At 70.7% G+C, this 12959-nt stretch carries 13 protein-coding genes; 9 read left to right on the top strand and 4 right to left on the bottom strand.

The genetic code is table 11. From position 1 onward, the window contains the following. Positions 1 to 296: 296 nt before the first annotated feature. Positions 297 to 1136, bottom strand: coding sequence for a polysaccharide deacetylase family protein (locus H504_RS0113915; RefSeq protein ID WP_035304315.1), 840 nt, complete (start codon positions 1134 to 1136; stop codon positions 297 to 299). Between the two features lie 175 nt (positions 1137 to 1311). On the opposite strand from H504_RS0113915, the gene H504_RS0113910 reads away from it, so the two are divergent. The 8 genes from H504_RS0113910 (at position 1312) to H504_RS0113875 (ending at position 8720) form a co-directional block, all read left to right on the top strand. After that, positions 1312 to 1923, top strand: a complete 612-nt coding sequence (locus H504_RS0113910; RefSeq protein ID WP_026423284.1) for a hypothetical protein — start codon at positions 1312 to 1314, stop codon at positions 1921 to 1923. Between the two features lie 75 nt (positions 1924 to 1998). After that, positions 1999 to 3606, top strand: coding sequence for an IclR family transcriptional regulator domain-containing protein (locus H504_RS43870; RefSeq protein ID WP_026423283.1), 1608 nt, complete (start codon positions 1999 to 2001; stop codon positions 3604 to 3606). Between the two features lie 122 nt (positions 3607 to 3728). Continuing rightward, positions 3729 to 4490 carry a CoA transferase subunit A gene (locus tag H504_RS0113900; RefSeq protein ID WP_026423282.1) on the top strand — a complete coding sequence of 254 codons (762 nt, stop codon included), beginning with the start codon at positions 3729 to 3731 and terminating at the stop codon, positions 4488 to 4490. Next, on the top strand, positions 4490 to 5134 hold the full coding sequence (locus H504_RS0113895) for a CoA transferase subunit B (RefSeq protein ID WP_026423281.1): 645 nt from the start codon (positions 4490 to 4492) through the stop codon (positions 5132 to 5134). Before H504_RS0113900 ends, H504_RS0113895 begins: the two co-directional genes overlap by 1 nt. After that, positions 5131 to 5889 carry a protocatechuate 3,4-dioxygenase subunit beta gene (gene pcaH, locus H504_RS0113890; RefSeq protein ID WP_026423280.1) on the top strand — a complete coding sequence of 253 codons (759 nt, stop codon included), beginning with the start codon at positions 5131 to 5133 and terminating at the stop codon, positions 5887 to 5889. Before H504_RS0113895 ends, pcaH begins: the two co-directional genes overlap by 4 nt. After that, a complete protein-coding gene (gene pcaG / locus H504_RS0113885) occupies positions 5886 to 6455 on the top strand; it encodes a protocatechuate 3,4-dioxygenase subunit alpha (RefSeq protein ID WP_026423279.1) in 570 nt (189 codons plus the stop codon). Before pcaH ends, pcaG begins: the two co-directional genes overlap by 4 nt. A 13-nt stretch (positions 6456 to 6468) precedes the next feature. Further along, positions 6469 to 7578: a bifunctional 3-oxoadipate enol-lactonase/4-carboxymuconolactone decarboxylase PcaDC gene (gene pcaDC / locus H504_RS43620; protein WP_035304314.1), complete on the top strand. Its 1110-nt coding sequence runs from the start codon at positions 6469 to 6471 to the stop codon at positions 7576 to 7578. Next, on the top strand, positions 7575 to 8720 hold the full coding sequence (locus H504_RS0113875) for a 4-hydroxybenzoate 3-monooxygenase (RefSeq protein ID WP_026423277.1): 1146 nt from the start codon (positions 7575 to 7577) through the stop codon (positions 8718 to 8720). Before pcaDC ends, H504_RS0113875 begins: the two co-directional genes overlap by 4 nt. A gap of 920 nt (positions 8721 to 9640) precedes the next feature. On the opposite strand, the gene H504_RS41975 is transcribed toward H504_RS0113875, so the two are convergent. The 3 genes from H504_RS41975 to H504_RS38660 form a co-directional block, all read right to left on the bottom strand. Continuing rightward, positions 9641 to 10513 carry a hypothetical protein gene (locus H504_RS41975; protein ID WP_026423276.1) on the bottom strand — a complete coding sequence of 291 codons (873 nt, stop codon included), beginning with the start codon at positions 10511 to 10513 and terminating at the stop codon, positions 9641 to 9643. 64 nt (positions 10514 to 10577) lie between these two features. After that, positions 10578 to 10910: a DUF2218 domain-containing protein gene (locus H504_RS34915; RefSeq protein WP_035304288.1), complete on the bottom strand. Its 333-nt coding sequence runs from the start codon at positions 10908 to 10910 to the stop codon at positions 10578 to 10580. Positions 10911 to 11023: 113 nt separating this feature from the next. After that, positions 11024 to 11788, bottom strand: a complete 765-nt coding sequence (locus H504_RS38660; protein ID WP_169735385.1) for a hypothetical protein — start codon at positions 11786 to 11788, stop codon at positions 11024 to 11026. A gap of 163 nt (positions 11789 to 11951) precedes the next feature. Here H504_RS38660 and H504_RS0113855 point away from each other — a divergent pair, with 163 nt between their 5' ends. Further along, entirely contained in the window at positions 11952 to 12941 is a 990-nt protein-coding gene (locus tag H504_RS0113855) for a helix-turn-helix transcriptional regulator (RefSeq protein ID WP_157440391.1), read from the top strand. The last annotated feature ends 18 nt before the right edge of the window (positions 12942 to 12959 follow it).

Here is a 12959-nt window from a genome sequence, read left to right as displayed (position 1 = left end):
TCGTGGCGATCACCGGCCGGCAGACCCGCGGGCCTGATCGGCACCGACGCCTTCCGGGAAGCCGACATCTGCGGGCATCACGCCCTGTGGACATCCCTTCCCGTCCTTGCGGTTGTGCGAACTCATGGATTCCCGGTTGACCGGTGTCGCCCACTGTGTGGCAATTCTCCGTTATCTTTATAGTGCATAGTGGATATTTTTACCAGCGAGCATACACAACCACGGCATCGGGATAGTCAATAGTTGATAGCAACGCCAAAACGAAGGGGCCTGGCGGAGGCGCAGGCCCCGATCGGTCAGCAGGTGCCGAGGTTGGTCCAGGTCCACGGCGCTGCGGTGGGGCGTTCGTCGCGGGTCCACCAGTTGGCTTGGTAGAGCTTGCCGTCCTGGGTGACGCGGGTGCCTGCCACGTAGGTTCCGTTGCGCTGCCACGAACCCGCGGTGCACGGGTAGGTGCCCGCGGTGTTGACGGGGAGGTCGAACTTCCAGCCCGCGGTTTTCCACTGGGGGATCAGTTGTTGGTACGCGGTCAGCGTCGGGTTGCGGTCTCCCCCACCATCGTGGGAGAGGACTACCGCGCCCGGGTACACCGACGTGCTGAGGCGGTCGATGATCACGGTTGACGGGGAGCCGTCCCAGTCGCGGGGGTCCACGGACCAGCCGAGGGAGGTGTGGCCGAGGGAGGCGGCGATGGTGGGGACGTTGTTGCCCCAGATGCCGAACGGCGCGCGGAAGTACGGGATGGGGAGGTTCGGGTTGCCCGCGGCCGTGCGGATGGCGGTGTCGGTGGCGGTGAGGTCGGCGCGGATCTGGTCCGCGGTCATGGCCGACAGGTCGTCGTGGGTCATCGTGTGGTTGCACAGCGGGTGGCCGTCGGCGACGATCTGGCGGACCAGGTCGGGGTACTTGGTGGCCTCGCTGCCGAGCAGGCAGAAGACGGCGCGGACTTTCTGCAGGCGTAACAGTTCCAGCACCTTCGGCGTCCAGTCCGGCGACGGGCCGTCGTCGAAGGTGAGGGCGAGGACCTGGCCGGTGGAGCGGGCCGAGTAGACGACGTCGGACGTGGGCGTGGCAGCGGCGGCGGGGGTGGCGACGGCGACGAGCGCGGCGGCCGCCAGGGCGAGGTGTTTGAGCACGTCGCGCACAGTAAAGCCGGACCAATGGATCTTGGAACCACGCCTTGGGAATCCAGCATCTCGACGGCACAGGCAACCCACAGCGGACCACAGGATCATCAGGCCGACCGCACAGGTCGGACACAGCGGCGCCGCCGAACCTTGGTGCGTACCCACCGAGCAGAGGAGCACCGAGATGAACCCCCAGTCCACCGAGACCCCGGCCACCGAGTCCGCCTGGGGCGGGCAGCAGGCCCCGAACCCGGGTGGCCGCCGCTGGACCGGGAAGAAGACGGCGGTCACCGTGGCGGTCGCGTTGGGCATCGCCGGGGTCGGCGGCGCGGTCGCGTGGGCGGCGTCGAGCAGCGACTCCAGCCAGACCAGCAGCCAGGGCGGCCCCGGCGGGATGGGCGGCATGCGCGGCGGGATGGGCGGCGGCGCGGACATCATGAACGCGCTGCACGGCGAGTTCCTGGTCTCCGACAGCTCCGGCGGCACCAAGACCGAGCTGCTGCAGACCGGCAAGGTCACCGCGATCAGCGCCACCTCCATCACCGTGGTCAGCGACGACAACTACACCAAGACCTACGTCATCGACTCCAGCACCACCATCGGCGCCACCACCACCGGCTCGTCCAGCTCGTCGGCCGCCGTGACCAACGGCGAGAGCGTGACCCTCATCGCGACCGAGTCCGGTGACACCGCCACCGCCACGTCCATCCGCGAGAAGGGCAGCACCCCGGACGGCGGCGGCATGCCCGGCGGCGCCGCCCCGAACGGCACCGCGCCCACCCAGGGCGGCAACTGACGGGAGTGGCGGGGTCGGTCCGCGGTCTTCTACCGTCCAGGCGCGACCCACTCGCGCGTTCCGGACGGAGACCCTATGCGACCGACCCCCGACGACCCCGACCCGGCGGCCGTGCCCGCCGACGTCGTCGCGCCGTTGGTCCGGGGGCTGGCGGTGACAAGGGTCCTCACCGAGGCGGGCGGGACGCTGACCCCGAGCGAACTGCAGCGCGCCAGCGGCCTCGCCCGGTCCACCGTGGACCGGATCGTCGCAACGCTGGCCCGTATGGGCTACCTGCGTGTGAACCGCCGAGAAGTCACCTTGGCTCCTCGGCTGCTCGAACTCGGCAACGCCTACCTGGCCGCCTTAGCCCTACCGGACCGCTTGGGTCCTAGCGTGCGGCGGCTGGGTGAGCGGCTGGACGAGTCGGTGTCGTTGTCTGTCGGAGACGGTGACGGCATCCGGTTCGTCCGCCACTCCCCCCGTCGCCGCGCTGTGTCGTTGACCTTCGGGATCGGCGACCTACTTCCCGTCGAACGCACCGCCGCCGGTCCGCTGGTCGCGGTCGAGTGGACGGACGCCGAGTGGGCGCGGTGGCGGACCCGGCGGGCCGAGGACCCCGAGGGGCGTGGGTTCCCCGCCATCAGCCCCCGTCACCTGGACGTCGACTTCCCGGCCCGGGTGGCCGACGCCGCCGAGCGCGGGTGGGCCGTCGACGACCAACTCGTCGAACGCGGCCTGGTCGCCGTGGCGATGCCGGTCCACGGCGTGGACGGCCGGGTCGCCTGTGTGACGAGCGTGTCCAGCCACACCAGCAGACACACCGCCGAGTCGCTGCTCGCCCAGGTCCAGCCGTGCCTGACCGACGCCGTCCGGGACATGACGGCCGAGCTGACCACCTCCGCTCAGACCGTGGACCCCTACGGCACCGGTCTCGCCGAGTGGACCGGGGAGTCCAAACAGGAACTGGGGCGCGAGTTCGTCGAGTCGCTGGCCCGCGGCCTCACCGTGCTCACCGCCTTCGGCGCGGGCAGGCCGGAATTGACCCTCAGCGCCGTCGCCGAGGCCACCGGTCTCGCCCGCGCCACCGCCCGCCGCGCGTTGATCACCCTCGACCACCTCGGCTACGTCAGCACCGACGGCAGGCTGTTCCGGCCCACCCCCCGTGTCCTCGGCCTCGGCTTCCCGGTGCTGGCCGCCAGCACCCTCGCCAAGATCGCCACCCCGCACCTCGACGCCCTCGCCGCCGACGTCAGGGACTCGTCGTCCCTCGCGGTCGCCACCGCGGACGGTGATATCCAGGACATCCAGGACATCCAGTACGTCGCCCGCGCGGCGACCCGCCGGATCATGGACGTCGACATCACCCCCGGCACCCGCTTCCCCGCCACCGCCACCGCCCTGGGCCAGGTGCTGCTCGCCCACCTCCCGACCACCGATCTCACCGAGGCCCTGTCCCGGGTCCGCCACGACGGTTACGCCCTGGTCACCGAGGAGTTGGGGATCGGCGTCCGTTCCATCGCCGTCCCGGTCCGCGACCACGCGGGAACGGTCCTGGCCGCGGTCAACGTGGCCATGCACAGCGAACGCCGCACGGCCGCCGAATGCGTCGCCGACGTGCTCCCCCGCCTGCGCGCGGCCGCGTCCGCGATCGAGGCCGACCTGCACGTCACCGAGCGCTATGCGACTGTCCCGGTGACCTGACCGCGCTCGGGCACCCACGAAGTTCCGGGTGCCGGGCGGTTGACACCGCACGGGCGCGGGCTGAAACTCAACCCGATCCGGTGAAGTCAAGTTCACCAGGCGAACAAGCGTCGAGGCGGTCCATGGACAAGGTGATCGACGGCGCCGCGGCGGCGGTGGCCGACGTGGGACACGGGGCGAGCCTGGCCGTGGGCGGTTTCGGCCTGGCCGGGGTCCCGACCACGCTGATCGACGCCCTGCACCGGGCAGGCGTCGGCGGGCTGCACGTGGTGTCCAACAACTGCGGCGCGCTGGAGTCCGGGCTGGCCGTGCTGCTCGCCGCCGGGCGGATCGCGCGGGTGACGGGCTCGTACATCGGGGCGAACGCGGAGTTCGCGCGGCAGTACCTGGCCGGTGAGCTGGAGGTCGAGCTGATCCCGCAGGGCACCCTGGCCGAGCGGCTGCGCTCCGGTGGCCACGGCATCCCCGCCTTCTACACCCCGGCCGGTGTGGGCACCCAGGTCGCCGAGGGCGGCATGCCGTGGCGGTACCACCCGGACGGCACGGTCGCGATCGCGTCGCCCGCGAAGGAGACCCGCGAGTTCGACGGCGTCGAGCACGTCCTGGAGCACGGCATCAGGACCGACTTCGCGCTGGTGCGGGCGGCGGTGGGCGACCGGCACGGGAACCTGGTGTTCGCCAAGTCCGCGCGGAACTTCAACCCGCTCGCCGCGATGGCCGGGCGGGTCACCGTCGCCGAGGTCGAGCGGCTGGTCGAGCCGGGCGAGATCGACCCCGACCACGTGCACCTGCCCGGCGTGTTCGTGCAGCGGGTGGTCGAACTGGCCCCGGCGCAGGCCGCCGACAAGAAGATCGAGTTCCGCACGACCCGGCAGGTGGACTGATGCCCTGGTCCCGCGACGAGATGGCCGCCCGCGCGGCGGCCGAACTGCGCGACGGCGAGTACGTCAACCTGGGCATCGGCCTGCCGACGCTGATCCCCGAGCACCTGCCGCCGGGGGTGCACGTGACGCTGGAGTCGGAGAACGGCATCCTGGGCACCGGTCCGTTCCCCACCGAGGACGAGGTCGACCCGGACCTGATCAACGCGGGCAAGCAGACGGTGACCGTGCTGCCCGGGGCCGCCTACTTCGACTCCGCGCTGTCGTTCGGCATGATCCGCGGCGGCCACATCGACACGGCCGTGCTGGGCGCGATGCAGGTGTCGGCCACCGGTGACCTGGCGAACTGGGCCGTGCCGGGCAAACTGGTGACCGGCATCGGCGGCGCCATGGACCTCGTGCACGGCGCGCGGCGGGTGCTGGTGGTCATGACGCACACCACCCGGGACGGGGCGGCCAAGGTCGTGCGGGCGTGCGACCTGCCGTTGACCGGGGTCGCCTGCGTGGACCGGGTGATCACCGACCTCGGCGTGCTCGACGTCGGACCGGGGGGTGCCGAACTGGTCGAGCTCGCGCCCGGGGTGACCGCCGCCGAGGTCGCCGCCAAGACCGACGCCGACCTGCGCGTCCCGAGGGGAATGCGATGACCACTCCACCGACCACTGCACCGACTCAGGCGGAGATCGACGCCGCCATCGTCGAGGCGGACCGGACCGCGCCGCCGGACCCGCACCACCCGAACCGGGACTACCCGCCGTACCGGAGCAGCGCGCTGCGGCACCCGAGGCAGCCGCTGTTGCCGATTGTCGACCCGGAGGCGGTGGAGCTGGCCGGTCCGGTGTTCGGGGCGACCGACGTGTCCTCTTTGGACAGCGACCTCACCCTCGGCTTGGCTGGCGAGCCCGCGGGCCAGCGGATCACGGTGACCGGGCGGGTGGTGGACCGCTCGGGCAGGCCGGTGCCGCGGCAACTCGTCGAGATCTGGCAGGCCAACGCCGCGGGCCGGTACGCGCACGACCTGGACCAGCACCCGGCGCCGCTGGACCCGAACTTCACCGGATTCGGCCGCTGCCTCACCGACGACGACGGCAGCTACGCGTTCACCACCATCCGGCCCGGCGCGTACCCGTGGCGCAACCACGTCAACGCGTGGCGACCCGCGCACATCCACTTCTCGCTGTTCGGCACCGCGTTCACCCAGCGGATGGTCACCCAGATGTACTTCCCGGGCGACCCGCTGTTCCGGTACGACCCGGTGCTGCGGTCAGTCACCGACCAAGCGGCCAGGGACCGGCTGGTCGCCCGCTACGACCACGATCTTTCTGTCGCCGAGTGGTCGCTCGGCTTCCGCTGGGACATCGTCCTGGACGGCCCCATCAGCACCCTGTTCGAGGACCGATGAGCCTGCCCCCCACCCCAGCCCAGACCGTCGGCCCGTTCTTCGGCTACGCGCTCCCGTTCACCGGCGGCGGCGACATCGCCGAGGGCCCCGAGTCGATCACCGTGCACGGCCTGGTGCTCGACGGCGCGGGCGACCCAGTGCCGGACGCCCTGGTCGAGATCTGGCAGGCCGACCGGGACGGCTCGCTCACCGGCGCCCCCGGCTCGCTGCGCCACGACCAGGTGACGGGCGAGGTCATCGGCAGGCACGGCCTGGACTTCACCGGCTTCGGTAGGGTCCCCACCGACGCGGACGGCCACTGGGCGGTGCGCACCGTCGCCCCCGGCCCGCACCGGCCCGGCGCCACCCCGTACCTCGCGGTGGCGGTGTTCGCCCGCGGTCTGCTGCACCACCTGCACACCCGGATCTACCTGCCCGACCACGCCGACGCCCTGCGCGCCGACTTCCCGGACACCGGGGCGGACCGGCTGGCCACCCTGCTGGCGACGCGCGAACGCGACCGCCGGTACCGCTTCGACATCCGCCTGCAAGGCGATCGGGAGACGATCTTCGTTGACCTCCGTTGAGCTGAACCACCGCATGGACGGCCCCGCCGGGGCGCCCCCGCTGCTGCTCGGCCCGTCGGTGGGTACCTCGACCGCGGTGTGGGACGCGGTGCTGCCCACCCTCGTCGACCGGTTCCGCGTGTGCCGCTACGACCTCCCCGGCCACAACGGCGCTCCCCCGCTCCCCGCCGGGGCCACCGTCGACGACATCGCCACCTCGGTGCTCGCCCTGGCCGATTCCCTTGGCTGGTCGACGTTCCACTACGCGGGCGTCTCCATCGCGGGCGCCACCGGTGCGGTCATGGCGCTGCGCGAGCCCGACCGCGTGCTCTCCCTGGCGATGATCTGCTCGTCGGCCCGGTTCGGCGACCCCAAGACCTGGCGCGACCGCGCGGCGACCGTGCGGGCGGAGGGCACGATGTCCCTGGTCGCCTCCACCGTCGGCCGCTGGTTCGCCAACCCGGACTCCCCGGCGTCCCCGCTGGGCGAGCGGTTGATCAGCGACCTGGTCACCGTCGACCCGGCGGGCTACGCCGCCTGCTGCGACGCACTGTCCACATACGACATCCGCGCCCGGCTCGACGAGATCGACACGCCCACCCTGATCATCGCGGGCCGCCAGGACCCGGCCACCCCGCCCGCGCACGCCCGCGAACTCGCCGACGGCATCCGGCCCGCGAACCTCGTGGAGATCAACGGGGGCGGGCACCTGACCGTCGTCGACCAACCCACCGCGGTGTCCGCCGCGCTGCGCCACCACCTCCCCGGCGGCCACCTCCCCAGCGACGGCACCCCCGACGCGGGCATGCGCGTGCGCCGCGAAGTCCTCGGCGACGACCACGTCGACCGCGCGGTCGCCAAGACCACCGCCTTCACCGCCGACTTCCAGGACCTGATCACCCGCTACGCCTGGGGCGAGATCTGGACCCGCCCCGGACTGGACCGGCGCACCCGCAGTTGCGTCACCCTGACCGCGCTGATCGCCCACGGCCACTTCGAAGAACTCGCCATGCACGTCCGGGCCGCGCTGCGCAACGGCCTCACCCGCGAGGAGATCGGCGAGGTCCTGCTGCAGTCCGCGATCTACTGTGGAGTGCCCGCCGCCAACCGTGCTTTCGCTGTGGCGCAAGAAGTTCTCGGATGAGTTTCACCGTGGGCATCGTCGGCGCGGGCCCGGCCGGTCTCCTCTTGGGCCGCCTGCTGCACCGCGCCGGGATCGACAGCGTGGTGTTCGAGAACCGCGACCGCGACTACGTCGAACAACGCCAACGCGCCGGAATCCTCGAACAGGGCACCGTCAACACCCTCCGCGCCGCGGGCGCCGCCGACCGCCTCGACCGACTCGGCATCCCCCACGACGGCATCGACCTCGTCTACGACGGCGCCGCACACCGGGTCGACTTCGTCGAACTCACCGGCGCCCGGGTCTGGATCTACGCCCAAACCGAGGTCGTCAAAGACCTCATCGCCCTCCGCCTCGCCGACGACCTGCCACTGCTGTTCGAAGCCGAAGTCCAGTCGATCACCCTCGACCCACCCATGATCCACTACCGCCACGACGGCCAACCCCACACCTTCTCGTGCGACTACATCGTCGGCTGCGACGGCTTCCACGGAGTGACCCGCGACCTGGTCCCCGCCCCGGTCCTCTCCCGCTCCTTCCCCTACTCCTGGCTCGGCATCCTCGTCGACGCACCCCCCGTGCACCACGAACTCGTCTACGCCCACTCCCGCCACGGCTTCGCCCTGGCCAGCATGCGCTCCCCCACCATCAGCCGCCTGTACCTGCAGGTCCCCAACGGCACCACCCCCGACACATGGCCAGACGACCGAATCTGGTCCGAACTCACCACCCGCCTCACCCCCCACACCCCCAACGAAGGCCGCATCACCGCCAAATCAGTCCTCCCCATGCGAGCCTCCGTCCGCCAGTCAATGCAACAAGGCCCCCTCTTCCTAGCAGGCGACGCCGCCCACATCGTCCCCCCAACCGGCGCCAAAGGCCTCAACCTCGCCGCCCACGATGTGACCGTCCTAGCCGAAGCCTTCACCCACCTGTCTCAAACCGGCTCCCCCGAACTCCTGGACGCTTACACGGAGACCTGCCTCCGCAGAATCTGGCGAGCCCAACACTTCTCCAACACCATGACAACCATGCTGCACATCTCACCAGACCAAACGGAATTCGAAACCCAACTCCAACTCTCCCACCTCCACCACACCACCACCTCACCCCCCACCACCCAATCCCTAGCCGAAAACTACACCGGCACCACCCCACTCTAACAACACCCCAGAATCACACCGCCACACCGCCACATTCTTGCACCGCCCGCCTAAGAACCCCTACCCCTCATCGACGAAGCGCCACACCCACACCGCCCCCCCCCCAAAAAAAATAGAGACCTCCCCCATATCGACGAAGTCCCACGCCTGCCCCGCGCGCCTCGGGACCCGCCGACACCAACTGCCCGTTGTGGTGGAGTTGTTTTGTTTGGGGGGAGCGGTGGCCTAAGCCGGCTGGCGGGTAAGGCCACGCTTTCCAGTGGCCCCGCCTTTTAGCCTTACCCAGGCTACCGCTAGGGGCCCCAAACAAAACAACTTCACCACAACGGGCACTACCGTTTTAATCTGGCGCCCGGGGCCGGCGTCGCCGCCAGGCGACAAGGCCGAAACCCGAGCGAAGCGAGGCTCAGTGCCCTCTGTGAGCACTCGAACCATGATCAACCTAGACTTGAGCCCCTGAATACACAGCCTAGACGAGCCCACCGACAGTCCTGGCCCGACGAGCCCACACAGGGACTCCAGGCCTCGGCTGCGCCTCGAGATTCGGCCTTGTCGCCTGGCGGCGACGCCGGCCCCGGGCGCCAGATAAAAGCGGTGGTGCCCGTTGTGGTGAAGTTGTTTTGTTTGGGGCCCCTAGCGGTGGCCTGGGTAAGGCAAAAAGGCGGGGCCACTGGAAAGCGTGGCCTTACCCGCCCGCCGGCTTAGGCCACCGCCCCCCCCAAACAAAACAACTCCACCACAACGGGCAGTTGGTGTCGGCGGGTCCCGAGGCGCGCGGCGCAGGCTGGCGGCCTTCGTCGATAGGGCGTGGGTTTTTTTGGGAGGGGGGTGTGGGTGTGGCACTTCGTCGATGAGGTGTGGGTTTCGCGGCGTAGTCTCGATGGCGATTTCCGGTGGGTGGGTGGGCGGGTGCGAGAGGGTTAGTTCAGGTGACCCAGGAGAACGGGGGCTGGAACGGTATCAATGTTTGGGTCAGTCGGGTACCAGCGGAATTGGGGGGTTGGGGTGCCGTTGGTATCGGTGATGAGGGTCAGTGACGAGGTGCCGATTCCTGTGCCGTTGATGTTTTTCGGGTTGTTGTGGCGGGTGTCGGTTGGGCCGTGTTCGCTGGCTGTTGAGTCGGCGATGGGGACGGTCCATTCGGTGGGGGAGGTTTGGGTGGGGTGGCCTGCGCAGAACATTACGTGGCCGGTGTCGGTGGCGTTGGGGCCGAGGGCGTAGGTGATGACGTCGCCGGGGGTGAGGGTGGCGACGGAGGTCAGGCGGGACCAGTGGGCGTTGGGGGTGCCCGGGGGGATTGACGAGAGCATGTGGGCCCAGTCCACCGCGTAGGGGCCGTGTTCTATTTGGCCTGCGCCGAGGTCGCAGGACGCGGTGAAGGTGGTGCCTCGGGTGTTGTTGGCCGAGGCGACGAGGTCGGCGTAGGCGGCGCAGGAGGCGGTGCGGAGCAGGACGTTGCCCCAGCCTGAGCAGTCGACGATGTAGGTGCCTGTGGAGCGGTTGACCGTGGTGACGTGCTGGTAGTCCGACTTCTCGTACGTCGCGAGTTCCCGTTGGATCTCGGTCCAGACGGCGGGGCTGCCCTGGAGCGACACGCCCAAAGTGGGGGCGGTGCGCAGGGACAACGGGGCTGCGGCGGTGGTGGACGTGGTCGGCGACGACGTCACGGGGGTGGTGAGGCAGCCGATTTGGTCGGGCTCGTGGGCGCGTGGCGGCGCGGTCGCGAAGGGGACCGGGTGGGCGCAGGCGGTGAGCAGCAGGAGGAGGGCGACCAGGGTCGGCTTGATGACCATGTGGGGGTCATCGGCGGTCGGGTGACCGGAGCTTGAGCGGGGCGACCCGGGTGGGTGACGGGGGTCAGGCGGGGTCCTCGTCGTTGCGCCACTCGGTGCCGGGGGTGCCCGTGTCGCGGGTCCAGGCGACCACCAACTCGTCCTTGGCGCCGAAGCGGACGAGGTGTTTGCCGACCACGGCCTCCAGGCGCTCCAGGTCCTCGGGCGCGCCGTCCACGGTGAGCAGCAGGGCGTCGGGCTCGGCGCGCAGCGCCGAGGTGCCAAACGGGAAGCGGAGCTCACCGACGCCGGTGTCCGGGTCCCACTCGGTCTCGACCTTGCGGGCCATGTGCGCCGCCAACTGCTTGGCGTACCGGCCGGGGCGGTCGGTCGCGACGCGGGCGTGTGATGTCGCCATTTGTGGTCCTCCCTCGACGTCCCCCGAATGCTACGCGTGGCGCGGGCACCGGCGGGGCATGACTGAGGACACCCTAACCGGCTCCCACCCGATCGGGTGGGAGCCGGGGCGGGTCAGGCCCAACTGCCTGCGGCGGCCAACTGTGACGACTGCTGCGAGTACACGCTGCTCAGCAGTTGCTTGCTGATCGACGAGCTGTCCAGCGAGCTGCTGAGCTGGGACAGGTCGAAGCCCTGCCGGTCGGTCTGGTTGTCCTGCTCCTTCTTCGGCGGGCCCTGGATGATCTTGTCGGCGAGCGCGCTGACCGCGTCCGACGACAGCGACGAGTCGGCCTTGCTGATGGCGGTGGTGAGGGTGGTCTTGAGGGTGTCGGCGTCCATGCCGTTGGCGGCGGCGACGTCGGTGAGGGACTGGCCGGAGCTGAGGGCGTCCTTCAGGTCGTCGTCGGACATGCCGAGGGCGCCCGCGACGGACGAAAGGGCGCTCTCGATCCGCGAGTCGGGTTTGCCGCCGGGCGGCGGGCCACCCGGCCCGCCCGCGCCGCCGGGACCACCCGGGCCGCCCTGGCCGGGGCCCGCGACGACGCGCTGGGCGATCTCCTTGGCCTTGTCGGCGGTCAGGCTGGAGTCCGCGCTGGTCAGCGCGTCGCTGATGGCGGAGGTGAGGGCGTCGGTGCTGATGCCCTTGCTCTGCGCCAGCGAGGTCATGCTCTGACCGCTCTGCAGCGCGCTGCGCAGGTCGTCGGTCGACATGCCGAGGGTCTTGGCGGCGGCGTCGAACGCCTTGCGCATCTCGCCGTGGCGGTGGGTGCCCTGGGTCTGCTGGGTCTGCTGGAGTTGGGCCAGCGCGGTGCTCGACGCACTCGAGATCGTGCTCACAGTCATGCTTCCTGCCTCGCGGTGGGGTTCGCTTGCCACCGGGGGTTCGGCCTCCGGTTCGCCCTTCCGAGCGAACGGCGGCCGCGCACAGCCAACTCATGGGTTCCACAGCCGGTTGCCAGGTTCGGGCGCGGCGGGACGGGGTAGTCGGCAAGGAACCAGGGTGGAAGGCAGGGCGATGGAGACGGCGATGGAGACCATGTCCCGAACGGCCGTTCCCGAGCAGGAGCGGCAGCCGGACCGGATCACCCGGTTCGAGACCGACGACCCAGACCGGGCGAACCAGTACCTGGTGGAGACGCTCGACCACGACCTGACCGTGGACCGGCTCAGCGCCGGGACGCTGGCCCACCAGCGGGCCAGCGGCGGCCGGTTCACCATCGACGACCTGCGGTTGCCACTGGACCTGGCCTACAGCGCCGAGGCGACCGGGCCGGTGTTCGTCGACCTGCACGCCGGCCGCGCGGAGCGGACCCTGGGCACCGAGTTCGACCGGATCGCCCCCGGGGACGTACTGGTGCACTCGCGGCCGGGTGAGCGGTTCGCGACCCGGGCCTGGCTGGCCGAGCTGCGGTCGGTCACCTTCGAGGCGGAGCTGCTGGGCGAGGTGGCGAGCGGGCGGCCGCGGTTCACCGGGTACCGGCCGCTGACCGAGGTGGGCGCCCGGCGGTGGCGGCGCACGGTGGAGTTCCTGGTCGACGACGTGCTCGGCACCGGCGCGGAGACGCTGGTGCTGGCGAACGCGGCCCGGTTGCTGGCCGCCACCGCGCTGGCGACCTTCCCGAGCACCGCCGTCCTCGAACCAACCGGAACCGACCGGCACGACGCGTACCCGCCGACGCTGCGCCGCGCGATCGCCTACATCGAGGAGAACGCGGGCACCGACATCTCACTCGCCGACGTCGCCGTCGCGTCCAGGGTGACGGTGCGGGCGGTCCAGCTCGCGTTCCGCCGCCACCTCGACACCACTCCCCTGGCCTACCTGCGGCGGATCCGGCTCGAACACGCGCACCGGGAACTCGTGAACGCCTCGCCCGGGGCGGACACCGTGACGGCCGTGGCCGCCCGGTGGGGTTTCTTCAACGCCGGTAGGTTCACCGGCTACTACCGCTCGGCGTTCGGTGTGCTGCCGAGCCACACCCTCAACTCGTGACACCCCCGTTACCCTCGG

The organism is Actinokineospora inagensis DSM 44258 (genome assembly GCF_000482865.1).
GTDB classification, from domain to species: Bacteria; Actinomycetota; Actinomycetes; order Mycobacteriales; family Pseudonocardiaceae; genus Actinokineospora; species Actinokineospora inagensis.
The sequence above is the reverse complement of the archived record's forward strand: the minus strand, read 5'-3'. Positions and strand labels throughout refer to the sequence as shown.